The sequence below is a fragment of the Moorena sp. SIO4A1 genome (assembly GCF_010672065.1).
Lineage (GTDB): Bacteria > Cyanobacteriota > Cyanobacteriia > Cyanobacteriales > Coleofasciculaceae > Moorena.
This window is the reverse complement of the sequence record NZ_JAAHHX010000001.1, coordinates 29,193-55,919: the sequence shown is the minus strand read 5'-3', so window position 1 is coordinate 55,919 and position 26,727 is coordinate 29,193. Positions and strand designations below refer to the sequence as shown.

At 43.9% G+C, this 26,727-nt stretch carries 19 protein-coding genes and 1 pseudogene; 8 read left to right on the top strand and 12 right to left on the bottom strand.

Annotated features, from left to right (window positions below; translation table 11 throughout):
* The first annotated feature begins 84 nt into the window (after positions 1–84).
* Positions 85–1,086, top strand: a complete 1,002-nt coding sequence (pheS, locus tag F6K53_RS00225) for a phenylalanine--tRNA ligase subunit alpha (protein WP_364302415.1) — start codon at positions 85–87, stop codon at positions 1,084–1,086.
* 276 nt (positions 1,087–1,362) lie between these two features.
* A pseudogene (locus F6K53_RS00220) lies at positions 1,363–2,578 on the top strand (transposase).
* A gap of 238 nt (positions 2,579–2,816) precedes the next feature.
* Here the strand turns inward: F6K53_RS00220 and F6K53_RS00215 are convergent.
* Entirely contained in the window at positions 2,817–3,563 is a 747-nt protein-coding gene (locus F6K53_RS00215) for a 2-phosphosulfolactate phosphatase family protein (RefSeq protein ID WP_293067700.1), read from the bottom strand.
* 151 nt (positions 3,564–3,714) lie between these two features.
* Complete coding sequence (locus F6K53_RS00210; protein ID WP_364302412.1) at positions 3,715–5,424, bottom strand: glycoside hydrolase; 1,710 nt, start codon at positions 5,422–5,424, stop codon at positions 3,715–3,717.
* A gap of 144 nt (positions 5,425–5,568) precedes the next feature.
* Between F6K53_RS00210 and F6K53_RS00205 the strand changes: the two genes are divergently transcribed.
* Positions 5,569–5,799, top strand: coding sequence for a NifU family protein (locus F6K53_RS00205; RefSeq protein WP_075903514.1), 231 nt, complete (start codon positions 5,569–5,571; stop codon positions 5,797–5,799).
* A 353-nt stretch (positions 5,800–6,152) separates the two neighbouring features.
* Here F6K53_RS00205 and F6K53_RS00200 read toward each other — a convergent pair whose 3' ends face one another.
* The 4 genes from F6K53_RS00200 to F6K53_RS00190 form a co-directional block, all read right to left on the bottom strand.
* Positions 6,153–7,889, bottom strand: a complete 1,737-nt coding sequence (locus tag F6K53_RS00200; RefSeq protein WP_293067616.1) for an EAL domain-containing response regulator — start codon at positions 7,887–7,889, stop codon at positions 6,153–6,155.
* 388 nt (positions 7,890–8,277) lie between these two features.
* Entirely contained in the window at positions 8,278–8,835 is a 558-nt protein-coding gene (locus F6K53_RS45635) for an ISAs1 family transposase (RefSeq protein ID WP_364302408.1), read from the bottom strand.
* 8 nt (positions 8,836–8,843) lie between these two features.
* Entirely contained in the window at positions 8,844–9,083 is a 240-nt protein-coding gene (locus F6K53_RS45630; RefSeq protein WP_364302461.1) for a hypothetical protein, read from the bottom strand.
* Between the two features lie 43 nt (positions 9,084–9,126).
* Entirely contained in the window at positions 9,127–9,366 is a 240-nt protein-coding gene (locus F6K53_RS00190) for a hypothetical protein (protein ID WP_293067711.1), read from the bottom strand.
* A 1,826-nt stretch (positions 9,367–11,192) separates the two neighbouring features.
* Between F6K53_RS00190 and F6K53_RS00185 the strand changes: the two genes are divergently transcribed.
* Positions 11,193–11,528, top strand: coding sequence for a hypothetical protein (locus F6K53_RS00185; RefSeq protein WP_293029039.1), 336 nt, complete (start codon positions 11,193–11,195; stop codon positions 11,526–11,528).
* 257 nt (positions 11,529–11,785) lie between these two features.
* Positions 11,786–14,533, top strand: coding sequence for a DEAD/DEAH box helicase (locus tag F6K53_RS00180; protein WP_293071580.1), 2,748 nt, complete (start codon positions 11,786–11,788; stop codon positions 14,531–14,533).
* Between the two features lie 169 nt (positions 14,534–14,702).
* Here the strand turns inward: F6K53_RS00180 and F6K53_RS00175 are convergent, their stop codons facing one another.
* The 5 genes from F6K53_RS00175 to F6K53_RS00155 form a co-directional block, all read right to left on the bottom strand.
* Positions 14,703–14,897, bottom strand: coding sequence for a hypothetical protein (locus tag F6K53_RS00175; protein WP_293071581.1), 195 nt, complete (start codon positions 14,895–14,897; stop codon positions 14,703–14,705).
* Positions 14,898–15,022: 125 nt separating this feature from the next.
* Complete coding sequence (locus F6K53_RS00170; protein ID WP_293071579.1) at positions 15,023–15,169, bottom strand: hypothetical protein; 147 nt, start codon at positions 15,167–15,169, stop codon at positions 15,023–15,025.
* Between the two features lie 104 nt (positions 15,170–15,273).
* The gene (locus tag F6K53_RS00165) at positions 15,274–19,572 is read right to left on the bottom strand and encodes an AAA-like domain-containing protein (protein WP_293079541.1); all 4,299 of its coding nucleotides are present in this window, start codon (positions 19,570–19,572) and stop codon (positions 15,274–15,276) included.
* A complete protein-coding gene (locus F6K53_RS00160; protein WP_293071577.1) occupies positions 19,526–19,747 on the bottom strand; it encodes a hypothetical protein in 222 nt (73 codons plus the stop codon). The genes F6K53_RS00165 and F6K53_RS00160 overlap by 47 nt, the downstream gene beginning before the upstream one ends.
* Positions 19,748–19,845: 98 nt before the next feature.
* Positions 19,846–21,900, bottom strand: a complete 2,055-nt coding sequence (locus F6K53_RS00155) for an AAA-like domain-containing protein (RefSeq protein WP_293071576.1) — start codon at positions 21,898–21,900, stop codon at positions 19,846–19,848.
* Positions 21,901–22,334: 434 nt separating this feature from the next.
* Between F6K53_RS00155 and F6K53_RS00150 the strand changes: the two genes are divergently transcribed.
* The 3 genes from F6K53_RS00150 (at position 22,335) to F6K53_RS00140 (ending at position 25,930) form a co-directional block, all read left to right on the top strand.
* Positions 22,335–22,619 (top strand): BrnT family toxin, encoded by a 285-nt coding sequence (locus F6K53_RS00150; protein ID WP_071106423.1) that lies wholly within the window; start codon positions 22,335–22,337, stop codon positions 22,617–22,619.
* A complete protein-coding gene (locus F6K53_RS00145) occupies positions 22,594–22,854 on the top strand; it encodes a BrnA antitoxin family protein (protein WP_293024366.1) in 261 nt (86 codons plus the stop codon). Before F6K53_RS00150 ends, F6K53_RS00145 begins: the two co-directional genes overlap by 26 nt.
* Before the next feature lie 232 nt (positions 22,855–23,086).
* A complete protein-coding gene (locus tag F6K53_RS00140) occupies positions 23,087–25,930 on the top strand; it encodes a family 10 glycosylhydrolase (RefSeq protein ID WP_293024364.1) in 2,844 nt (947 codons plus the stop codon).
* On the opposite strand, the gene F6K53_RS00135 is transcribed toward F6K53_RS00140, so the two are convergent.
* Positions 25,868–26,320 (bottom strand): helix-turn-helix domain-containing protein, encoded by a 453-nt coding sequence (locus F6K53_RS00135; protein WP_293024362.1) that lies wholly within the window; start codon positions 26,318–26,320, stop codon positions 25,868–25,870. The genes F6K53_RS00140 and F6K53_RS00135 overlap by 63 nt on opposite strands.
* Positions 26,321–26,727: the final 407 nt, after the last annotated feature.

Genomic DNA, 26,727 nt, shown 5'->3' with positions numbered 1-26,727 from the left:
CTGACAATTTTTTCAGTAAAATGAAACAGTCCTGCATAAATGACAGGGGTTTCCGGTTCTTCTCTTACTAACCTAAAATTACTGATGACAAGCCTCAACGAGATTGAGACCCAACTAGCTACACTCAAAGAAGAAGCAACCATTGCGATCGCTTCTGCTGATACCTTGGAAAACTTGGAACAGTTGCGCATTAATTACCTAGGCAAGAAAGGGCAACTGTCTCAGATATTGCGGGGAATGGGTAAGTTAGCACCAGCAGACCGACCTAAGATTGGTGCGATCGCAAATGTTGTCAAAGAAACCCTCCAGCAGAACCTAGAGCAGAGGCTGCAAGAGCTGAAAGCAGCTGAAATTCAGGCAAAATTGCGTTCAGAAACCCTGGATGTGACTATGCCAGGGGTATATCGTCCCCAAGGTCGAATTCACCCCCTCAATAGCACCATTGATCGGGCATTAGATATTTTTGTTGGTTTAGGCTACACCATTGCTACTGGCCCAGAGATGGAGACAGATTACTATAACTTTGAGTCCCTGAATACTCCCCCTGACCATCCGGCTCGGGATATGCAAGATACATTCTACTTGCCCGATGGTAATTTGCTGCGTACCCATACCTCTTCGGTACAGATTCGCTACATGGAAAACCATGAGCCACCGATTCGGATTGTGGCACCTGGTCGAGTTTATCGACGGGATACGGTAGATGCTACCCACTCGGCAGTGTTCCATCAGATAGAACTTTTGGCAGTGGATGAAGGGATAACCTTTACCGACCTCAAAGGTACCCTTAAGGAATTTTTGGAGGCAATGTTTGGGGAAGAGTTAGAAGTGCGTTTCCGTGCCAGTTATTTTCCTTTCACTGAACCTTCAGCAGAGGTGGATGTGCAGTGGAAAGGGAAATGGTTAGAAGTGATGGGTTGCGGTATGGTTGACCCCAATGTACTCAAGGCTGTAGGCTATGATCCTGAAATTTATACAGGTTTCGCTGCTGGTTTTGGAGTAGAACGTTTTGCCATGGTGCTGCACCAGATTGATGATATTCGTCGCTTGTATAACAGTGATTTGCGCTTTTTGAAGCAGTTTTAGTTTTGATTAGCGTTACTGGTAAATTCAACGAAACTTTGATTCATCAAAAAAAAATCACAAGGTAAACCACAATCATCCAAAGGATAAGTTAATTATATAGCGTTGCTTATCCTTCTGATATCGCCAGGAAACTGATTCTGGGTCTTTACTTTGACCGATAATAATGGGTTTCAAGCCCCGTCATTCTAGGACGGCTTTAATTATAGATACATTTTTGATAAAACGTTTGCACCTTAGTTCAAGATGTGATATTCTCGGGTTAAGGAGGCGAGCAAAGTGTTTAATTTAACCTACGAGTTCAAACTCAAACCTACTGCTAAACAAAGAGATTTGTTTGAAAACTGGTTAGAAAAGTGCCGCAAAGTCTACAATTATGGACTAGCTGAGCGCAAAGATTGGTATAGGTCTCGTAGCTGTCAGATTAACGCTTGCTCCCTCGGTGGTGAATACATTATCCCAGCAGATGCTAAACGTCCTACTTATGCCAGTCAGTGTCGTGGCTTAACTGCTGCCAGGAAAGCTATTGAGCAATTAAGATCAGTTCAAGTTCATGTTTTGCAGCAAACCCTCATGCATATTGGAGAAAGCTTTTGTGAGTATGTGGGAGCAAGGTCATGGCTTTCCCCGGTTCAAGAAGCAGGGGCAGATGCGGTCTTTTGTTTTTCCACAATTAGGAGTTAACCCGACCGGGCCTGGCAGAGTTAAGCTACCTAAAATTGGCTGGGTAAAAATGAGGCAATCACGGGAAATACCTGCTGATGCTGTAGTTAAGCAAGCTAGAGTGGTCAAAAGATCTTCTGGCTGGTATGTAATGCTAACGCTAAGTTGGGATGTAGATATGCCCCAAGTTATGCCTCATGGAGAAGCTTTGGGAATTGATGTAGGAATTTCACATTTTGCTGCTGTCAGTAACGGTACTCTATTTTCCAATCCACGCCCTTTCAAGCGCCTCGAACGCAAGCTTAAATTGCTGCAAAAGAGGGTGAGCAAGAAGCGCATTGGAAGTAGCAACCGTCGCAAAGCACAGGCAAAAGTTAGTAAATTACACGAACAAATCGCTAACCTGAGGAAGAATTACCATTGGGAATTAGCTCATAATCTTTGTGATTGGGCTGGGATGATCTTTGTTGAAGATCTAAATCTCAAAGGATTGGCGAAGGGAATGCTAGGAAAGCACTGCTTAGATGCGGGATGGGGACAGTTTTTCCAAATATTAGAGCAGTGCTGTTTTAAGCGTGGTGTCTATTTCCAAAAAGTCGATTCTAAAAAGACTAGCCAAATTTGTCCCAATTGTTTAACAGAAACTGGAAAAAAAACTTTAGCTGAGCGTGTACATAGTTGTCCAAATTGCGGCTATACAACTGATAGAGATGTAGCAGCCGCTCAAGTCGTTCGCTTACGTGGACTTGCAGCCGTAGGGCATACGGTCAAGATGCTTTCTGAGGGTAAATTCGTAGGAATCCCTTTGAAGAAAGAATCCTTGTCCTTATAGGACGGGGAGTGTCAATCCACTGCTTAAAATCAGCTTGGTCTCTTAATTCTTGGAGTGTTGCTGGTTCCACTCCCAATCGTTGAGCTAATTCTTCTTCACTTAGTCCTTCGAAAAGTTGGTTAAGTGAATTAAATTCTGGTGAGTTCATTCCCAAAAATTAGAGGAAAGCTAAAAAAATAAAAAATAATTTCGTACGTAAACTAAAACAGCTAAAAAGCTGTCTTTAGTTACGTGCCTGTTACCTGCTAACTGGGTTGTTAACCAAAACCCCTGGTTCTTTCTGAATCGGTAAAGCGTCTAATACATCAGTTTGAGCGCAATACTTTAAATCTTCATGACCATTGAGCCGCAGCAGGCGTTTTCCGTGACTAGCGTGATAGAACATCTCTAGTAATTTATCTTGCCACTGGGAGTAAAGTGCGATCGCACCAATTACTTCATCATTACCAGCAATGTCATCCACTGAGTCTCCGGTTTCTTCCATAAGCCTTTGACTAATCGCCCCAGCACAAACCGTGTCTTCTAGGGAGTAGGATCCTTCCCAACCTGACCCCACTAGCCAAATAGTATCTGGTTTGTGGGTCAGTAAATACTCCACTGCTGCCAGACGATTGACTAAGGCGGCGGCTAGGACTACCGGGGAATTTTGGACACGCTGTAAAGCACGGGTACCGTTGGTGGTACTGATGAATAGTCGCCTTCCATCTACTCGCTCAGGTGTGCAAATTAAGGGCGAGTTACCCATATCACAGCCCTCTACCATTTTACCACCCCTTTCCCCAGCTCGTAGCCGTTTGTCAGTGGGCCATTGTTCGCTGATTTCCATTAACTGGTCAATATCACTGAACACTTGCACCGCTTCAGCACCAGCATTTAAAGCTGTAGCCATGGTCGTCGTGGCTCGCAGGACATCAATTGCGATCGCACAGTCTGGTAAGGTGTCTTTCGGAGTTTCTTCCGGGGTGTGGTAGATAGATAGCTTCACGGCTTGGATATAGTTGGTTTCTGGACTGCTGAAATTTTCCTTGACATAACTAGCCTGATTAATCTTGCCGATTAAACCAGCCAGCCTAATGGCAGCCCAATTTATCGGGCACGACAGCCACAAATAATAGTATATTAGTTAGCCGGTTCAATCAAGGTACCTGAAGAGATACTAAGGGGTGTTTGAGATTAGGTGGCATTGGCTCATTCAGTGCTCGGTAAATCCCCGACAAATGTTCCCGGAACAGCTGGTCAAAGACGGCATCTTGGTTGGACGAATGACCCTCACCAAACCACCAAAACCAGTCAGAACCTTCTGCTGCATACAAAGCTTCCCAAACTTCTGGATTATTTTCTTCCGTGGCTTCTGGATGCTTGGCTAAGGTTTGTCGTGCTGCACTTAGTAAGTCCCAAGCTTGATTCTTGACTGGGTCACCAATCCAAGTGGTGAAGCTACCATCTATCCAGGAACCACTATGTAGTTGACTGATCGGAATAGTTTCTGTAGGGGAAAATGGTTCGATAAACTCAGAAACCGTTACGAGTTTGATATGAGGATGATCACTCAGACTTTGATAGAGGCATTGGAGGAAGGGTAAACCATCTTCGGAATAGTTTTCCCAGCAATTCTCCCCATCTAAAGCAATCGTGACTAGCCAAGGCTGTTCTAAACCGCTGCAAGCCTCAGATTGCTGGGGTTTCGAGGTGTCAGGGTTACACTCTGCGATCGCAAGGGAAGCGCGAATCCCGTCTAAATGTCCCAGGAAATCAGCCGTTGCCTTAGTCGGTGACATTGACCCATAGGTAAAGCCAATCAAATCTGATAAGTGGTGGTCTCGAAACACAATTGCTAGGTCTTTGTGATCTGTTTCTAGACGATAAGGGCGGTAAAGTAACTCTGGTTCGGTAACATTCCCTCTCTCATCCCGATGGAAAAAGTGGTTGATACTGCAACCCAATACTATTTCATCAGAGCAAATCCAATTAAACCCAGCTTCGGCAATGTAAGGTAAAATTTCAGGACTGACTGACTGTTCGGAAGGCCATAGCCCACGTGGAGCTCGTCCAAATTTTTCTGTATACATCTGCCAAGCCTTCTGGAGGTGTCGGGGAATATCCTCCTCCCACTGAAATCGCTGTTGGGGTAGACTCATCTCAGGAACAGCTACATGACCATAATTCGTATCTACTAACAACGGTAGAATAGGGTGAGTATAGGGACTTGTAGTTATTTCCAGTTGACCAGCATCTTGCATTTTCCGGTGCTGGGGGATGATGCGGCTGAGGATTTCTCGTTGCTTGGAGTAAATGCGCTGTCGGTCTGACAAAGTGAAGTTTCGCCCCTGCTCCAACCATCTAGCAATATCGGGATCATCCCAAAACAACGGATCAATCCACGCTAGGTTATGCCATGCTAGTAGGTCGCTGTAATCCTCTAGTGTCCAATTGTTTAGGCACCACTCTTTACCCTTATCCTGGCGGCTCTCATACAGTTCTCGATAACGGGGATGGGGGTCAATCAGGGTGTAGTGATTGCCATCAAAGAAATGTTCGATGATAAATTGCTTCTGGTGTTGATTCAGTTGTTCAGTGGAGGTTAGCGCTAGGGTCAGATAAGGATCGAAAGCAGTACCAGCAATGTAATCTTCCAGTTGCAAAATTAGAGTTGGTACTAGATTAACCGTTTGATGCAACTTAGGGTAGCTCTCTAGGAGCAGCACCAAATCTAGGTAATCTTTCGTGCCATGTAGGCGCACCCAAGGTAGATGATATTGGCCTGATGCCACCGAGGCACCGTTGTAGGATTTATAAATCGGTTGGTGCTGATGCCAGATAAAGGCAACGTATAGAGGATGAGACATGGTGCGATCGCTATCCTAAACCTTAACCATGATATCGATCATCGGTCATCAGTTTTTAGTCATTGGTCATTTCCCACAGAAAGCTACCATTAACATAGTTATCATAAAATTACAATGTAGCTGAGGTTGATTATGTCAGAAACAATGGCACTCACTCCAGAAAATGTTGAAACAGTCCTGGATGAGATGCGTCCTTACCTGATCGCTGACGGTGGTAATGTGGAGCTAGTTGAGTTAGATGGTCCGACTGTTAAATTAAGACTTCAGGGAGCCTGCGGGTCTTGCCCTAGCTCTACCATGACCCTCAGAATGGGGATTGAGCGCCGCTTAAAGGAATTTATCCCTGAAATCCTTGAAGTGGAGCAAGTAATATAAGCTGAATACTCAGTTACTGAGTGGGGAGTGCTGAGTGTTCAGCCGATTATTATAGTTGCTCTGATCTCGATTGCAAACAGTAGGGGCACGATCTGATCGTGTTCCTACAAAATATCTGTCTTTCAAACCATTGATAATGGCTATAGCATTTACCTTTTATTTGTTAACATAATCCCTGAGGGAAAAGCTTCCATGCAAAAGGAAAGAGATGAGATATATTATATTATATAGGTATTTTGGGTAAATTCAAATAACTGTAATTATTTTTGAAAATTCATTTTAAAACCCTATAGCAATAATTAAAAATTAATTTATTAATTAATTCAGCCTGGCGGGATTAACTAATAAATTAATTAAGCCATAGAAGAGATTGAAAGCCTTTTACCAGTACTAAGCAATTCTGTGAAGGTTGGAGCCGATAATGGAGGACTGAAGCAATAACCCTGAATTTCATCACACTTATGACCACACAGGAACGCTAGTTGGCTAGCTGTCTCCACCCCTTCTGCCACCACCTTCAAGTTGAGACTGTGAGCCATTTGCAAAATCGCAGTAGTAATGGCTTCGTTTTTTACATCCTCTGTAAGTTGGCAAACGAAAGAACGGTCAATTTTTAACACATCAAAGGGAAATAGTCTCAGGTAGCTCAGAGAAGAGTAACCGGTTCCAAAATCATCAATCGAGATCTGAATACCAAAGGACTTTAACTCTTTTAAGGTAGCGATCGCATGGTCTGGATTCTCCATCAGGGTACTTTCGGTTAATTCCAATTGCAAATATCTCGCTTCCAGTTCGGTTTCTTCCAGAATTGCTACGATGGAGTCACTGAGATTGGGTTGATTAAACTGATGTCCCGATAAATTTACAGCGATTTGTACTGGGGACAACCCTTGAGTTTGCCAGAGTTTTGCTTCGGTACAGGCTTTTCGGAGTACCCACTCTCCTACAGGCACAATCAAACCAGTTTTCTCGGCTAGGGGAATGAATTTAGCTGGAGAGATTGCTCCCAATTCTGGATGATGCCAACGGATTAAGGCTTCTGCTCCCTCGATTTCTCCAGTTCTAAGATTTACTTTGGGCTGATAGTAAAGTTGAAGTTCATCCTGTTGCAATGCTTGGCGCAATTGTAATTCTAGCAATAGGGCTTGTTGGGATTTGTCACCAATCGAGGCAATATAAAATTCGTAAGCCTTCTGTCCTTTGTGTCCAGCATTTTCTCTGGCTCCGTTGGCATGGGTGATCAGGGTATTTAGATCAAGACCATCCCTACCAAAGCAGGCAATGCCGATTCTAGGGGTCAGGACAATCTCATATTCTTCTATAGTAAAGGGTAAGGATAAAGCATCGATCAGTGTTTCCGCCATTTGCCCTATCTCTGTCTGGTTAATTGTAGTAGCTAGCAAGATCACAAATTGATCTATCCCTAACTGAGCCACTGTATCCAAAGGTCCAACCCTACCAAGAAGTCGTTTGGCCACTGCCTGAAGTAACAAATCACCACTAACAGGGCCTAGGATATTGTTGATCTGATTAAGTTGGTCAAAACTTAAAGACAGCACTGGCAGACGACGATAACGTCCCTGTCGTTGTATCAGTAGTTGATTAAATCGCTCTTCTAGCAAGAGTCGGTTCGGTAAGTTAGTAAGCTGGTCATAACGGAGTAGATAGTCCAGTTGAGCTTGAACTTTTTTCAGTTCAAGATGATGGCACTTGGTTTGATAAAGTCGTTTTTGTAGTCGAGTCGCGATCGCATCTAGCAATTCCTCGCGCTTAACAGGCTTGATCAGATAATCATCAGCCCCTAACCTCATCCCCATACGCCAATCTGACCAGTCAGCTTTGGAGCTGAGGAAAATAAAGGGAATCGCAGCAGTTACGGGATGTTGCTGCAGAGTCTTTAAAACACCATAACCATCTAGCTGAGGGATTATTATATCACAAATAATTAAATCAGGCTGCTCCTCTTGAGCAAGCTTGACCCCACTGTTACCGTTGTCACTACTAATCGTCTCGAACCCTTCTGCTCTGAGCAGGGTGAGTAGGTTCTTCCGAATTATTGGCTCGTCTTCGATTACTAGAATCTTATTCATAGTTCTTTGGACTTAAATCAAGTGTAGTGGACATAGAAGGTGATCTTGAACAAGGTTTTGCTAAGGAACAGCGTAAAGATATAACCACCTATTTCAATACTGCAAGGGATCGGCCACAGTTGGAGCAAAGTAGGGAAAGCAGGTTTCGTTGGTGTAGCTGCGCGATCTACGGGTGTCCGCTACTAACTCAGTAGTATTGGGAGGTATGTTACCCAGGGTACAGCGGCGAAAAATTATGGCTCAGATAAGTTAGACTGTAGGGGAATCGAAGCTTTTAAAACCTTAAGCATATACCTTGCTACCATAATGGATCGTTTGACTTTTTGACGAGTACTGCGTTTATAACTCGTTTCCAGATTTAGTAGATTGAGACTAAGCGCGCTTGAGATTAGCCATATTTTGTGGTGCATGTCCTGTACGAATCCGCGTCGCATCCTCCCCAAAGGTGAAATCTAATACGAGCGTGCAGTTGGTTTTCAATGGACCAGTGTTGTCGGATTGCTAAGCCCGACGTGTTGAGGGGTGGTAAAGAAGTAAGGTAAAACATCACCTCACGGGTAGTCTTGTTCCTATGATGGCGGGTGCGAATAACCATTACAATGGTCTGTAATCTAGACCACTGCGACTGTTTGTACAAATCGAAGTCTATTTCAGCAAGAGTTACTGCCCAAACCTGACGCTTTTCAGTACGATGATGTCCTGATTCTACCCGCAGATCATAGCTATACTCGATACCCTCAAACTTATTAGCAACAGCAGTTTCAAACCATTGCTTAACCTGCTCGAACAAAGTAGGATGATTTCCTTTGAGCGCCAAAACATAATCAGCACCAAGAGCACGAATACCATCGGCTATTTGATGCTGAGTCCCCATGGCATCAATGGTAATGATGCATCCAGAGATGTTGAGTAATTCTAGTAGGGCGCTTGATGGCTGTAATTTCATTGCTTTTATCATCTACTTTCACAAGACCTACGAAACAACCGATGCTCACTCGCTATGGCACTAACCACATGTAAAGCCGATTTTCCCTGGTTGCGATCATAGGAACCCTTGATTTGTTTGCCATCAATAGGAATCACCTCGGCTCCATTATCTATCACAAAAATTATTAACCAGCTCTCGAAACTATTCTCAAAGGCTCTCGGGGATATCTGCTCAAACACTGGCCGATATGTATCTGCAATGGGAATCCCATTTGGTAATGCTAAAAAGGTCGATAACCAATGCTGGTGGCTAATCCCATAAGTTTCTCATCCGTTGCCCCTTGCCCCGACCATGGTGGCGCTCCAGTGCAATCATCACTATACTTACAAATGGATGGAGCACTCCTTGTTTCCGGAGCGGATCTGATAGATGTTCAAAATGCTCGAGCATTTGCTGCTGAACCTGTTGAACATCAAGGGCTGGTTGTAGTGGTAAGGATGGACTACTGGTGTAAGTTGAGTTAGTGGGTTTATCGAAGCCAATCACCATGGGACACCTTTATTGTGACATCGGTTTCACTAGCATATTATGAATTCATTTTTCTTGCGCTTACCCTGGTATGTTACCTAGACTTGGTATCAGTAATGAGGTAAGCAGATACTTCAGTTATTTGCAAATATTAACTGTATTGGGATATTAATTTACTAGAAAATTTTCTTTATTCAAATAAAAAAAACATGCTTAATTTTGATTAATAATGGGGAATATAGCGGTAAAATTGTATAATATTTAACATTTTTCATTGTGTTCACAAAAACTTCACATTGTTTTTTTTAAATATCAATAATTAATAATTATCCGTAGCATGGCGTTGATTTCACCCTTTTAAAAAAGTGAACATTCTCACTACCTTGTGTCAATAAACACGAAAGCGATAATGTGTTAAAGCACTTGTAGGTATTTTAATTAAATTCGATTATGATTAATCAGCAGTCAAGATTTATGAGCTATCCATGCGGTATTTTTACTAAAACCTATTTTTGGGATAATTTGACTGTAATTCAGCGTAATTTTGCTGAATTTGGTAGATAACTAAGATGACAGTCATTGAAATGGCACATTTAAATTGATAGCTTTGGGTGTAGAGGCTGATTAATAGGCTTTAACAGTCAGCAGGGATCCACCCTTATTGCTCCGCACCCGAAGCTAGGGGGGCCGTAAACCTTCAAACCTCAACCGTCAACCCTCAAAATTATCTCTTGGTGAGCGTTCCCTTGGCGTTCGCCGAGCGGCGACCTAGGAGTTGGAAAACTCGCGCTTTGTCCCACCGCAACCTGTAACTTTTCCTGTGCCAATTAGATGGTTAACAACTTACTAAGCGCGTTTATAAACGAGTTGTAAAAATCCAGACAAAAAAAATTTGTAGTGCGGGCATCTTGTCCGCCTGAGCGTTCACAACATATTTATTATTACCATATAATTATTTAATAAGTAATTTTTATCCCAATAACTCATAGAGTTAATCATTATAATTTTCATCACACCTAAACCACTTTATGAATTATTAATTAATCTATTGTCCCCTAAGTGGGGGATTAGCGCATCAAGGGTATGACTAAATAAGTATGGGCATAATCACTTAATTTAGCTTAGATACGTTATAGTTAGTTTACTTACGCCCTTCGATATAGCTAACATCACCGACCTTGACCCTGAAGTCATACCTATCTGCTGCTGTAACCCCCTTTGATTAGCTAGTTATAGCAATGACTCCAGTACTATAACCTGCTACTAGAAAAAAAAAGCAACTACAGGAAATATTTAGTACTTATGGCTGATAGTTTACGACCTATTAAGTATTTTTACATATGCACTTCAAAGTGACTACTCTAGGGCGTGTTTTCAAACTATAACCACAATAAAATTAATGCGATCGTCAACATGGCTGTATAATTTTCAGCAAGCAAATCGTATCGGGTAGCGAAGGGAGCGAAATTGCTTGATTCGATTGATAGCACGCTCTACAAGGTGGCGTTGACGATAGATTTCAAAGGTTTTATCGACCGCGACGTGGTTCGGCTGGAAAGTCGTGGTATGGTAAGACGGATACCACGACGACGGAGGTAATTACGGATTCTACGACCTGTGTAACCTTTATCTCCAACCAGTCTTAAAGGACGAATACTTCGACGGCTGAGCATTGACCTAGTCACTAGAAACCATACCGGAGCAAGGCATTATCAAGTAGGTGATGGACCAAACCCTAAGCGAGACTCTCCCAACCGTAGGCGAGACACTGGGAATAATTCTGTAAATACACCTCGGTGGTTAGCGGTAGAGTTTTTCCAACGGGATGGTCAGGTCAGTGTGGGAGTATGTCACCTGACCCTGGTTCTGAGGTAGATATCTATGTTGTAGACCAGGTTTCCCCAAAAACCCATGGGATAGGTCCCTTGAGTAAGAAGATTGCTACAGCCGAAGCAGATCAAGACGGGAAGTTTGGGATTAGTCTTAGTAATGTCGAGCCTGGAGATTACCTGAGTGCGATCGCAACTCACCCAGACTACGGTACCTCGGAACCAGCTGTGACTGTGGTGGTGCGTTCTCTTGATGATCAAGGGAATAGTATCGAGACATGGTCAGCAACAACTCTACCGAACACAGCAAAGCCCCAGTGTACCAGCAGTCCAGTCGGCAGGGTTCCCCTATGACCAGACTCCCCGCAAATACCTGAACCCCTTTCGGAATAGTTTTTGGAAATAGCCTCAAACACCCTACCCTAAAGCACCTCAAGTTTGTCTCGCCCTTTGTTAGAGGAAACAAATCCCTATAAATACACCAGGGGTATCTTGAGTAAAATGGTGTACACCCTCTCAATTAATTAACTAACATACAATATATACAACCAAAGGACTACGTAATTACAAGCAACACCTAACGATCATATACCTTATTGGAAAAACCTTGTGTGAATATTGCTACTTCATCAGTAGACCTTGACCCGAACAACCTATTTCCCTTTGAACTCGACGAGTTCCAAAAACAGGCAATTGAGGCTCTCAATCATAGTCAATCAGTAGTTGTCTGTGCTCCGACTGGTTCTGGGAAAACCCTAATTGGTGAATATACCATTTATCGTGCTTTGTCTCAAGGAGGACGTGTTTTCTACACAACCCCCCTCAAAGCGCTCTCCAACCAGAAACTAAGGGATTTTCGGGCAAAATTTGGCGCAGACAAAGTCGGTCTAGTTACCGGTGATTCCTCGGTCAACCGGGAAGCTTCCGTGTTAGTGATGACTACGGAAATCTTCCGTAATATGCTCTATGGTACCCCAATTGGTCAAGTGGGAGCCTCTATGCTAGGGGTTGAGGCGGTGATCCTAGACGAATGTCACTATATGAATGACCGACAACGAGGCACGGTTTGGGAAGAATCAATTATCTATTGTCCGCCAGATATTCAAATTGTTGCCCTCTCCGCCACCGTTGCCAATTCTGACCAGCTGACCGACTGGCTGAATCAAGTTCATGGCTCCACTCAGCTGATTTACTCTGACTTCCGACCTGTTCCTCTAGAGTTTTACTTTGCCCATCCCAAGGGAATTGTCTCCCTGCTGAATGACGACCACACCAAGATTAACAACTCCCTCAAAACCAGACGTCCTAAAAGCAAGGACAAACATGGACGTCCGGAAGGCCCCAGCATTAGCACTGTGGTGAGCAAACTAAAAAAACGGGAGATGTTACCAGCTATCTACTTCATCTTTAGCCGCCGAGGCTGTGATAAGGCAGTAGATGAGATGGGTCCACTATCCCTGGTCAATGAACAAGAAGCAGCTCAACTCAAGAAACGGATTGATGAATTTATCAGTAAAAATCCAGAAGCAGCTCGTACGAAACAAATTGACCCCCTCTACCGAGGTATAGCTGCCCATCATGCTGGAATTTTACCTGCTTGGAAAGGTCTAGTGGAAGAACTATTCCAACAAGGACTAGTGAAGGTGGTATTTGCTACAGAAACTCTAGCAGCAGGAATTAATATGCCTGCTCGTACCACTGTTATTTCCAGTCTATCTAAGCGTACTGACCGAGGACACCGGCTACTGACTGCCTCGGAATTTTTGCAGATGGCTGGACGAGCAGGAAGGCGAGGGATGGATACCAATGGCTATGTGGTGACGGTGCAAACCCCCTTTGAAGGGGCTAAGGAGGCGGCTTATCTAGCAACTGCTGGTGCTGATCCCCTAGTTAGTCAGTTTACCCCTACCTATGGTATGGTACTGAATTTGTTGCAAACTCACTCTCTGCCTCAAGCTAAGGAGTTAGTTGAACGCAGCTTTGCTCAGTATCTAGCTACTTTGTACCTCAAACCTCAACAACAGGCAATTACTGAACTGACTGCGGAACTGACGAGAATTGATTTTCAACTGGCACCGGTAGATGTGGCAGTAATGGAAGGCTATCAAAAACTGAAGGAACACCTGAAAGTAGAGCGCCGCATCCTTAAAGACCTGCAACACCAAGCAGAGGTATCTGTTTCTAAAGCCGTATCCCAATTACTACAACAGGTGCAACCGGGAGTCATTCTTTATTTGAAGGGCAAGAATGTGCCAGTGTCTTCTCCTGTTCCAGCTGTTTTGGTGTCTAAACAAAAGGGTTCCGGTCAATTCCCCTATCTGGTGTGCTTAAGTGCTGCTAACCGATGGTATGTGGCAACAACTGCTGATGTGATGGGGTTAGATGGCTTTCCTGAAGTGGCCGATGACCAAGTATCCAATGGCTCTACGGAAGATTACTCAACCGGCTCAACTCAAGGTGACTCTTCTCACATTATTAATCTTCGATGCCTTGATATTGGAACTCTCCAGCCTTTAGAGGGGCTTGAGATTAAACCAGGTCAAGTCAAAAGCGGAAATGAAGATACTGAAGCCTTGGCTAACCAAGTTCCCACCATTGCTCAACTCTGGGTTGCTCCAGAAGTCAGGGAGCAAGAAGGTGTTGTTGCTGATCTAGAGGGTCAAATGGAAACCCATGCTCTTCGTCAGTGGGGTAATCCTTCTCAACTGATCAAACGCCACAAAAAACGGTTGTTTTTGCAGGAGCAAATTAACCAACGTCAAGCTAAATTCCGAGAATACCAGGCTCAGCATTGGCACGAATTTCTGAACCTGATTGAAATTTTAAAAGCATCTGGTTCTTTGGAGGACTTAACTCCCACTGTTCTGGGGCAAGCGGCTGCTTCGCTTCGGGGAGAAAATGAGTTGTGGCTAGCCTTAGCCATGCTGTCGGGAGAATTAGATGATTTAGACCCCCACCAACTGGCAGCAGCTTGCTCTGCTTTAGTTACGGAAACTCCTAGACCGGATAGTTGGACAAACTATCAACCAAGTGAGGAAGTGCTAGAAGCATTGACAAACCTCAGGAGGATTCGGCGTCAAGTATTTCAGCTACAGCGTCGATATCATGTCGCCTTACCGGTTTGGTCAGAGGATAGGTTAATTGGTCTAATAGAACAGTGGTCATTAGGCAAATCCTGGCGGGAGATATGCGGTAATACCAGCTTAGATGAAGGGGACGTAGTGCGAATATTACGTCGAACCTTAGATATATTATCCCAAATTCCCCATGTGTTGCCTCTATCAGAGTCTTTAAAAGCTAATGCGATTCGTGCTGCTCAGTTACTTGACCGCTTTCCGGTGAATGAAAGAGTTAAGTAGGGCTTGCTGAAAAAGTCCTTTGGTAAGGGTAGGAGTCAGGAGTCAGGAGTCAGGAGTCAGGAGAAACACTACAATCAGTTATCAAAAAACATAGCAACATTTTCCTAGATAATCTATCTCTTGACCCCTGTTCCCTGTTCCCTGTTCCCTATTCCCTACTATTTATAACTTACGATTCCTGATCAATTTGATTATTCCCCACATCAAAAATAATTATAAATTCCGCATCAGGCATTAATCGTTTCAGGGCCCACAAATGTCCCTCCGCATCCGATCGATTGCGGAAGCGAGCAACAACAACTCGCTGCATTTGGGGTAATAGCCTAATGACCACCCATGGATGAAGCCGTTCCGAATAACTCATAATCAAACTATCTCCTTTTTTAGGGGAGCCAGAGATAGCCCGGGGACGCTCCAACATCAACGGGCTAGCTCTTGACTCTGGGCGTCTCAGCGCCCACTGTTATACTATAGCACAAAAATCTTTTATTATAACATATTTTGAAAAATTTTGTTACAAAGGGGTCGGGAGTCGGGAATCGGGAGTCGGGAGTCGGGAGTCGGGAATGTTGTAGAACAGGCATCTTGCCTGTTTGGGGCATCTTGGTAGAATAGGCATCTTGGTGGAACAGGCATCTTGCCTGTTACAGTTTCCAGGCGCTGACCGCTGACCGCTGACCGCTGACCGCTGACCGCTGAATGCTTGGCTATTGCCTATTGCCTATTGCCTATTGCCTTCCCTACCATGACTCCTCCAGTAAACCCTTCAACACCTCTTCCGTAAAAGGATTCTTACCAGCCCGCAGCTCATCTATCCATTTTTGCCGTTCTGCTTTCCACTTATCATTGTCGGTCCAGTCTACATATGCCTGAAAATCTGATATCGCTCCTGGGGTATCCCCAGTTAGAGCCCTAGCCAGACCACGAGCAAATTGATATCCTTTATGTTTAGGTGCTTTGGCTACTGCTTTTTCACAGGCATCTATCACGTCAGCAGCATATCCATAGAGGCTACCAAGCCAACACAGTTCATTCCAAGAATTAGCATCAATTTCTAGGTTTGGATCTAGTTGTTGCGCTTGTTTATAGAGAGATAGGGCTTTGGTGAATTTACCCTCTTTAGCTAACTGCTCACCTTGTTCAACTTTAGCAGCAGCAGCTGCTAGCTGTTTGGCTTTTATCTCTGGCTGTAATTCTAGCTCCGAATTCCATGCTTTGGCTTTTTTAAACTTAGCAATAGCACCCTCAACATCCTCTTGTTTTGCCAACTCTTCACCTTGTTTAACAAAACCAGAAGCTGCAGCTATTTTGCCATCTGAATCTTGGCATTTCTCTAAGCTTTCTAAATCTTCAGGATGGTCCACAAAGTAACCTTCGAGCAACTTACAGCCCCGAGCCAGCATCTCACCTAAATCTTCCACTGGCCAGAGTCTGACCGTTTTGTCCTCTGATGCCGTAGCCAGGGTTTTACCATCGGGACTAAAACTTACACTAAATACCCTGGATTGATGTCCTGAAAAGAGTGCTAATTGATTGCCCTGTAAATCCCAAACTCTGACCGTTTTGTCATATGATGCGGTAGCGAGGGTTTTACCATCGGGACTAAAACTTACACTCAATACCCTGGATTGATGTCCTGAAAAGAGTGCTAATTGATTGCCCTGTAAATCCCAGAGTCTGACAGTATTGTCATCTGATGCCGTAGCGAGGGTTTTACCATCGGGACTAAAACTTACACTCAATACCCAGGATTGATGTCCTGAAAAGAGTGCTAATTGATTGCCCTGTAAATCCGAGAGTCTGACAGTATTGTCATCTGATGCCGTAGCGAGGGTTTTACCATCGGGACTAAACCTTACACTATTTACCGAGTCTTGATGTCCTGAAAAGAGTGCTAATTGCTTGCCTTGTAAATCCCAGAGTCTAACAGTTTTGTCGGATGATGCGGTAGCGAGGGTTTTACCATCTGGGCTAAAACTTAAACTATTTACCGAGGATTGATGTCCTGAAAAGAGTGCTAATTGATTGCCCTGTAAATCCCAAACTCTGACCGTTTTGTCATATGATGCCGTAGCGAGGGTTTTACCATCGGGACTAAACCTTACACTCGATACCGAGTCTTGATGTCCTGAAAAGAGTGCTAATTGATTGCCCTGTAAATCCGAGAGTCTGACCGTTTTGTCACCTGATGCCGTAGCGAGGGTTTTACCATCGGGACTAAAACTTACACTCGATACCCAGGATTGATGTCCTGAAAAGAGTGCTAATTGATTGCCCTGTAAATCCCAAACTCTGACCGTATTGTCATATGATGCCGTAGCGAGGGTTTTACCATCGGGACTAAAACTTACACTCGATACCCAGGATTGATGTCCTGAAAAGAGTGCTAATTGATTGCCCTGTAAATCCCAAACTCTGACCGTTTTGTCACCTGATGCCGTAGCGAGGGTTTTACCATCGGGACTAAAACTTACACTCAATACCCAGTGTTGATGTCCTGAAAAGAGTGCTAATTGATTGCCCTGTAAATCCCAAACTCTGACAGTATTGTCATCTGATGCGGTAGCGAGGGTTTTACCATCGGGACTAAAACTTACACTATTTACCCAGTCTTGATCTCCTGAAAAGAGTGCTAATTGATTGCCCTGTAAATCCCAAACTCTGACCGTTTTGTCCTTTGATACCGTAGCGAGGGTTTTACCATCGGGACTAAAACTTACACTCGATACCCAGGATTGATGTCCTGAAAAGAGTGCTAATTGATTGCCCTGTAAATCCCAGAGTCTGACAGTATTGTCATCTGATGCCGTAGCGAGGGTTTTACCATCGGGACTAAAACTGACACTCAATACCGAGGATTGATGTCCTGAAAAGAGTGCTAATTGATTGCCCTGTAAATCCCAGAGTCTGACCGTTTTGTCATATGATGCCGTAGCGAGGGTTTTACCATCGGGACTAAAACTTACACTCGATACCGAGTCTTGATGTCCTCGAAATCTTCTCTTTTCTTTGAATTTACTAAGACTCTGCCGTAGAGCATAGATAGGACTGATGGCAGGATAGTTATCCAAAGGGCGACCATCTTTCACGATATTAAATAGCTGTTGCCCAGTCTCCATGGCTGAGTATAAAAGCTTTCGCTCGCCATAGTAACCATTATCCCCTGGTAACCGTCGTAAAACACTAAGCGCTTGTTTTTCTAGTCCCGTGGCTTCTCTTTGTTTTCTAACTTCGATACCAGTCACCACAGCAACAATTAAGGATAAACCCAGTACAATACCACCTATGCTGATGATCCACTTCGCTTTCTCTTGGGCTTCAGTTAAGATGCGCCTTTCTTCTGCCAATACCCGGCGGTCTAATTCCTGACCAGCTACTAAAAACTGATAATCCAAATCGCTCAAACTTTTACCCCTAGCCCAAGCTTGAGCATTCTCTAACGCCACCCCCCGCAACAAATGCGATTCCTCCTGACACCCAGACTCAACCCAAGCGGTAAACGCTTCAGAATAGGGACGCAGTCTAGCCAATTCTTGCTTAACCCAATCGCCATCAAAAACACTGCCATAAATCCGGTTGTTAACCCTCAAACAGCCATCCCGCTCCACTACCAACCCCGATAGCCTTAATTCCGTCTTTTCTTCACTGCCATCAGCGGCAATATAACCCTGATATAATACGTGCTGATACAATCCCAATAGCCTACTCGCCCGTTGCTCATTTCTGAGAATGCGATCGCGTATGGTCTTCAAGTGCTCTGGTTTATCCTGAGATACCCAATTATCAATAATCTGGGTACGGGCGACCTGTGCAACTCCAGTTCCCCCCTTGCTAAGGTTCGATTCCCCTCCAGAAGTTTCTCCAACTCCAGTTCCCCCCTTGTTAAGGGGGGTTAGGGGGGATCCCAATCCCGAAGTGCTATCGATAGATCCCCCTCCCGTCCCCCTTAATAAGGGGGAAGCCAGAGCATGGTTCGATTCGCCTCCAGAAGTGCCCTCAACTCCAGTCCCCTCAACTCCAGTTCCCCCCTTGTTAAGGGGGGTTAGGGGGGATCCCAATCCCGGAGTGCTATGGATAGATCCCCCTCCCGTCCCCCTTAATAAGGGGGAAGCCAGAGCATGGTTCGATTCGCCTCCAGAAGTGCCCTCAACTCCAGTCCCCTCAACTCCAGTTCCCCCCTTGTTAAGGGGGGTTAGGGGGGATCCCAATTCCGGAGTGTTATCGATAGATCCCCCTCCCGTCCCCCTTAATAAGGGGGAAGCTTGAGAATGCTCCACCATTAACTTACACAACTTCTGGGTCAGAAACGGTTGTCCCCCCGTCCAGTGCAATATCTCAGCTAACACCTGTTCCGGATTATCCACTTTACCTACCAAACCAGGGAGCAGTGGTGTTTTCGCTTCTTCAAAGGTAAAGCCAGTCAGTTCAATATCCCGACCAATATTAAAGGGAGTGCGCTGTTTATCCTGAATCAAATCCGCTGGAGTTGCTACTCCCAGCAAACAAAAACTCAGCCGATTGTAGACTGGTTTTTCGGCTCTTTGGTTATAACAACTGCGAATAAAGGCAAAGAAATCATCTTTAAACTCTACCTTAATAATACTATCAATTTCATCCAGAAAGATAACAATATTGTCTGGAATCTCTGACAACAGCACCTCTTCAATAAACTCACCCAACCACATGACTGGCGAGAGTTGCTGACGCTCTCGTAACCAAGGTAAAACCTGGAATTTATCTGAGAGCTTAAAACTATTTACCAAACTCTTAATTAAGCTGGCATACCATTGCTCTGACGTTACGTAATTGCCAATTTGGGTAACATCAACAGAAGCACAAGCTACTCCCACATCTATTAGTCTTTGCATCGTTTTTACCCGCAAACTAGACTTACCCATCTGTCGCGAGTTGAGCACATAACAAAATTCCCCAGCCATCAAAGCATCAAAAATTTCCGTATCAGCTTTTCTGACTGCATAAGTAGCAGCATCGTTAGGTAAACTTCCCCCAACTTGATAGATTGTTGGTTGGTTGGTCATGGTAGGAAAGGGAGTAGGGAGTAGGGAGTAGGGAGTAGGGAGTAGGGAATCGGGAATCGGGAATCGGGAATCGGGAATCGGGAATCGGGAATCGGGAATCGGGAATCGGGAACAGTAGTGAAGATATTCGAGTAGTATTTGGTTTTATAGCGTTTATTATAGCTATGAGGTACACAGGATTTTTTACCTATTGCCTCTTGCCTTCCCCTCCTGGGAGGGGTTAGGGGTGGGTTCCTCTTACCTGCTCCCTGCTCCCTGCTCCCTGCTCCCTAACTACAAAAGTCTGTTACTAAAATACTCACGATACAAATTATATCTCGGAATACAATCATTACCGATTGCTCTGACTAATCCCAGACTTTCTAACAGATAGGTTACCTTATAATCCAGGCGCACTGCTTGAGTAGTTGTCAGTAATTTTTTGAAAGCGTTTAGTAAATTGGGATGGAGCATGAGATTATTTAAAAGCTCTCGCAAATGATGGCGATAAATCCCTGATTCTGTCGGGGCTGTTTCTAAAAGATGCTCGATGGTGATGTTGGGATTTTTGCTAAGAGTAGAGAAAGCTAACTGTAATAAATAAGGATGTCCTCCTACCATACTCATTAATTCATGTAGTAAATTAACTGATAAATTTAAGCCATAAAATTTCGCCAAATCCTGAACCTGATTCAAAGTAAAATCAGTTAAATCTATAGGATATCCTACATTAAAAGGCGATTTATTGATAGCCAAGTCAATATAAACTTCCGTAGCATAAACCACTATCAACCGTAGTCTTTTCCAAATATCATAAAACTGGCCATTTTCATGCCAACTCCGCAGCAACGTAAGAAACCCTTCAGCAACGTGTTGATGAGGAAAAACTCGCTCTAGGTTATCGAGACATAAAACCAAAGGACTCTCTGAAGAAACCAACAAATACTCTTCAAAGTAGGTGCTACACTTTACTTCACTGGTGAAAAAATTATCTTCCCAATAATTTTGCAACTGATTGGGCAATTTCAATTTTTGAGCAACCCGCACACAAAAAGACTGTAAAAATATATCCAAATCATGGCAAGGTAACTCATTAAGATTCAAATAAACCGTGCGATAATACCTAGACTTAGCATAATCAAGAATCCGATGACTGAGTAAGGTTTTACCCATCAGCTTCGGTGCTTTAATCCGAATTAGCGCTCCTGGTTGTGAAATCTTTTGATAACACTCAGCATCTTGGGGACGTTCTATATAAAAGTCTCCAACTTGAGCTATTGTCTGTGGTTGATTATTGGTGCTATTTGTGCTATTATTATTTGGTAATTCAATATCCAGTAAGTTTAAAAATTCTGGTATAGACTGAGGCCGATCCCTAGCCACCAAATTCATACCATGGAGAATGGCTTGATTTATGCGATCGCTAATCTTGGGATTCAAATCCTTTGGTGGTGGTAATACAGCTCCCTCAATCCGGTCATCAGCTGATACTGGTTTCTTTCCAGTTAAGAGCACATACAAGGTAGCGGCCAAAGCATAAACATCAGTGTAGGGACCCTGTTGCGACCGCCACTCATATTGTTCCAGAGGAGCATAGCCTGGAGTCCGCCCACACAGATGAGTTTGGGTAACCCCAGGGACAAACTTAGTAGCAATACCCAAATCAATCAACACCGCACCAGAACCATCGTTCCGAACCATGATGTTATTGGGTTTAACATCCCGATGGAGCAACCCTTGCTGATGAATGTCCCACAGGGCGCTACCAATTTGCTGGATGTAAAGCAAGGCTTTCTCTTCCGAAAGCACACCCTGCCGTTTCACCAGAGCCGACAAGGTTTCCCCCTCGATGTATTCCATGATTAGGCAAGGCAATTCACCTTCTCGGATGATTTCTTCACATAAGCTAACTAGATGAGGATTCCCACAGCTACATTGGGCTAACTTTACCGCTTCGTTGGCGAAAATTTTCCAATATTCTAATAAATTATTTTGGCGGAGTGCATCATTACCGATAGTTTTGATAACAATGCGATCGCCTGTTTTATTATTTCGGGCTAAATAGGTAATACCCAGCCCACCTTCTCCTAGTTTTTTTTCGATAGTGTACTTACCGTTTTGTAGCCGATAACCAGGGAGCCAGGTATTATTACCTACGCCGTTGCTGTGGTTAGGTGGCTGAGTAGTTGAGGGAGGTTTGTAGGGAGCATAAGGCTCTGCCACATTAACAGCTATTGGTTGTGTGGTGCTGCTATGACCATTTTTAGGGGAATTAAACCAGCGTTTAACTCTGTTATTTAACTGCTGCTTTAATTTCCCACACACTGACCGATGCTTATTAGTTTTCATGGGAGATACCCAACCTATCCAGGATATTAATTTCGGTAGGGTTTATAGCGTTTGGATCTGGGTTGTAAACACAGGAATTGCTGAAAGAGGCAAAAGGGGAAAGAGATTCGGAGTTTTATTTTCCAAGAAAAAAAACCATAAAGATTTACATCTCAAACACAAACGCTATATATTTCCTTATCAGTAATTATAGCGTTTTTAATAATTATCAGAGCCATCCAATTTTCTTCACCTTACTTCATACTCCTACTCCCTAGGTAAGCAATCAGCAATCAGCAATCAGCATATCTAGCCAATGCAGACTATGGGCAATGTTTTCTTGCGCTTACCCTAGAATGCGATCGCGTCCATATACCATTTCCCGGAAAGTAGGATAGAAAAAAACTAAATTTTATGTTAAAGTTATTGTATATACAAAACGTATATACAATTTAATGGAATTTGAATGGGACGAAAACAAAAACCGACAAAATCAGCGAAAACATGGCATCAGCTTTGAAGAAGCACAGGAAATATTCTTTGGAATCGTTTTTACTTCAATTGATGAACGATACGATTATGATGAAATCAGAGAAATCAGCATCGGTGCCATACAAGGCGTTGTCATTGTCACCGTAGCCCACACCGAAAGAAACAGTAAAATTCGATTAATTTCTGCTCGAAAAGCTACCCCTAAGGAAAAGAGAAAGTATTATGAGTATCTCGCCCAAACGACTTGAAGAAATCAAAAATATTCCTGACTCTGAAATTGATACTTCAGATATACCTGAGTTAGACGATCATTTTTGGGAAAATGCCAAAATGGTTAAACCAATTACTAAAAAAGCGATTTCTATTCGCTTAGATAGTGACATCATAGACTGGTTTAAAAGTCAAGGAAAAGGCTATCAATCATCAATTAATAACGTTCTTCGTAGTTATGTGAATCATCAACTAAAGAAAAGTAATCATTGATGGTAAAACTATTCCCTTCATCTCGGCTAGAATTAGCTGAGATGATATCCCGTATGGGTTATACCAGTCATAAACTACAATTGAACCAATACCTGCCACCATCTGTGTGATCTAAATCCGCACTTCTCGCTAACCTTGTTAATTACCAACAGAGGTTAAGATTTTGATAACTAATTTTAAGGAGTGAACGGTGTTCAGGAGTAGCGATAGTAGTTCCAATTGGCAGTGCTCTTTGTCCAAGCAGCTAACCCCCTTGATCGGAGATTTAACCAGAGTCAAATCTAATCCTATCGAGCCCAAGACTATTGTAGTTAGTACCTTGATTGGGCTTTTGCTCAATTCTCTACCATGGTTACCAGCTGCTAGAGCTGAAACGGTGCAACTGGGAGTAGTTAAGAGTCTGGATAATCAAGGGCATTGGTCTGGAATTACCGAACGCTTACATTCAATTGGAGTTAACTACTGTATTGTTGACTTGACTGACGTTAAGAAAGCCTCTGACTTCGAGAACACTAACTTGCTATTTTTGCCCAATGTCGAGTTCCTCCACCCCAAACAATTCCAAGCGTTACAGGAATGGATCGCACAAGGAGGAAAAGTTATTGTTAGCGGTCCTACTGGGTTACTTTCCAAACCTGACATCCGCAAACAATTGCGTGAGCTTTTGGGTGCCTATTGGGGGTTTGCGATGACCCAACCCTCTATCCTCCATCCTTCCCCAGACAGTAACCAAACATGGGTGCAGGATACTGGAATTACAGGTATCATCCAGGGGGGCACTCTTATTCCTGCTGATCTTAATTCCACTACTGTTGCAGTCTGGAGTCAGGTTGACAAGCCCCCTGCTGTAGTAACCTCTAATAATGCTACGTTTTTTGGTTGGCGCTGGGGTATCGATCGGGTAGCTCCGGCGGAGGTCGATAGTGCTTGGTTACGAGCGGCTCTTGGTCGCTATGATGTCCAAGTCACTGATGTCAATCTCACTGATGTCCAACTCATCACTAATTCATCTACATCGTCTGAATCCTCTGATCACTCTCCACAACATTGTCGGGATATCGACACCACTATTGCCCAGAAACAGGTGGAAACAGAAGATGCAGAGTCTGGCAATAACACAGATGCTTCAGCCAAGCCTACTAATTCCCGATTAGCTCCGTCACCCAAGCCAGCAAAAGCCCCACCACCGCGATATAGAAGACGAATTCGAACCCTAAAGCAAGCTACTGCAATGGAGATGGAGTTAGAAAATCTGATTGGTCGGTTTGAAAGTGCTTTGCTAAGAGCCGATGCAGCTAACAGTAATCTGAATTTATCTACAGGTGCTGCTATCGAACAATTTGTCACTGCTGGTGCTAAGCAAGTGTCGGAAACTTCCGAGGAAACCTCTGAGGGTAAAACGAATGAAACTAACTCAGCTACTGACTCAGCTATTGAGGCATTGAATCAGGCCAGAGTGGGTTTGGAAAACTTCCGTCGAGCAGTGGCTCGCAGAGAGTATCAAAAGGCAAGTCAGCTGTGGATGACAGCACGAAATACCCTATGGGAAAACTACCCAACTGATCGTAAACTAGCCCAGTCAGAGATTCGAGCCATTTGGCTAGACCGGGGTACTATTGTTAAAGCCAAGTCTGAAAAAGATTTAGCTAAGATTTTTGACAAATTGGCTACAGCTGGTTTTCACACCATCTTTTTTGAAACGGTTAACGCTAGTTATACGATTTACCCGAGTGCGATCGCACCAGAGCAAAATCCCCTGGTTGAGGGATGGGATCCCCTAAAAGCAGCAGTGAAGTTAGCCCATGAGCGAGGGATGGAATTGCACGCTTGGGTTTGGATGTTTGCTGCAGCTAACCAGCGGCACAATGCGGTTTTGGATCAACCAGCAGACTATCTCGGACCAGTGCTATCCAAGAATCCAGACTGGGCAATCTTGGATAACGAAAAACGTGTGTTTCACAAGAGAACTAGAAAGGCTTTTCTTGACCCCGCTAATCCGGAAGTGCGGGATTATCTAACCAAGCTATTGGAAGAGATAGCCAGCAACTATGAAGTGGATGGGATTCAGCTCGACTATATTCGCTACCCGTTTCAAGACCCCAAAGCTGGTCATACCTTTGGCTATGGTAAGGCCGCCCGTGAACAGTTCCAGGAATTGACCGGTGTTGACCCCATTGAGATTGACCCAAAGAATCAGAACTTATGGCGACAGTGGACAGATTTTCGTATAGAGCAAATCGACACTTTAGTCAAGTCAGTGTCACAAATGCTGCGGCAGAAACGTCCCGAGTTGATTATCTCTGCTGCTGTATTTCCCATGCCTAGGGAAGACCGATTGCAAAAAATCCAACAAAACTGGGAAGATTGGGCGTCTCGGGGTGAGATTGACCTGATGGTACCGATGACTTATGCGTTGGAAACGGAAGAGTTACAAAAATTAGCCCAGCCATGGCTAACTAAATCCTCCCTAAGCTCAGCCTTAGTTTTGCCAGGAATTCGCCTATTGAATTTGCCCGATATTGTAGCTGTTGACCAAATTCAACTGCTGCGAGATTTACCAGCTCCTGGCTATGCCCTATTTGCAGTAGAAAATCTCAATGATAATCTCAGGGGCATCTTGACTCGCACTCAAGGACAACAAGAGCCTACCACTGAAGTACAAGTACCTTACCGTCAACCGTTCCTAGCTGCAGCAGAACGTTATCAGGCTCTGCAACAGGAATGGAGTTTTATGTTAGCAAATAATCAAATAGTAATTGGGGAACCAGACCTTTCAGACTGGGGACAACAAGCCGATACCCTCTCCCTGTTGCTGAATCGACTAGCCGACAAGCCATCCATGATGAGCTTGCTATCAGCACAATTGTCCATGTCATCCTTCCGTACTCGCTTTCAAACGTGGATGTTTGGACAATCGGTTGAGCAACCGTATCAAGTTCAGGTATGGGACAACCGTCTGGAAACGATCCAACGATTATTGCGCTATGGTGAGCGGACGCTCCAAAATCCACCATTAGCTAGTGGCCGGGAAACTGCCACCAATGAAGTGGACATCACTGAAAGTCTCGATCCATAGACGAGCTCCACAAGATAGTGGGTTATCGGGATTATAGACAATCCGACACGGACCAAGGATTTCTACTTGGTTGCCGTATATATTGTTGCCGCTGCGTTTTACGGAAATCACTGGCTTCCGTTCTTCGGGGCTTTTGTGGATATTCGAGCCAATGTTATTGCGGTTGACATTGATCTTAGCTATAGCCGGAGCACGATTAGTGCGCCATTTCCCTTTTGGTCCTCTAGTGCCCTTGGTGATTTGCGGGAGATTGTTAAACAAGGGAATAATCCAGAATTTCCCGCTTTTATAGGCACCCCGAACCCGACCCTTCTCTAGAAGTTGGCGCAATCGCCGAGAAGAAATACCTAAGAGAGATGCTGCTTCGGTAGTACAAACACACTTGTTCATTTTTCTCTTTTGTTTTAACTCTTCCTATATCACTATTATATAGGATAAATTAATCATTGACAAGGTCTAGTTAAAAAAATCTCTTCCGAAGTAACTATTGAGTTAAATACCCTCAGTTTGATGTCAGAAATTGGCGGTTTTTTTGAGGAGAGAGGAGACCTGACTCGAAGGTTTTAATTCTTGGATAAAGTTGGTGATGTCGAAGTGAGGTGGCAATAGCGATCGCGTTAAATTTATGCTTTTTGGTGGTGCTAGAATGACTAGAGTAAAGCAGAAAAAATATTAAAAATTTGGCAGTGAGACATCCTGTCAGTAGTAAAGTAAGCTAGTTGTATCGTCAGGGGATAGCCTGGGTCTGCTTCAAGCCCATACTCAACACCACCCTCCTTTTTTAAGGGGGTTAGGGT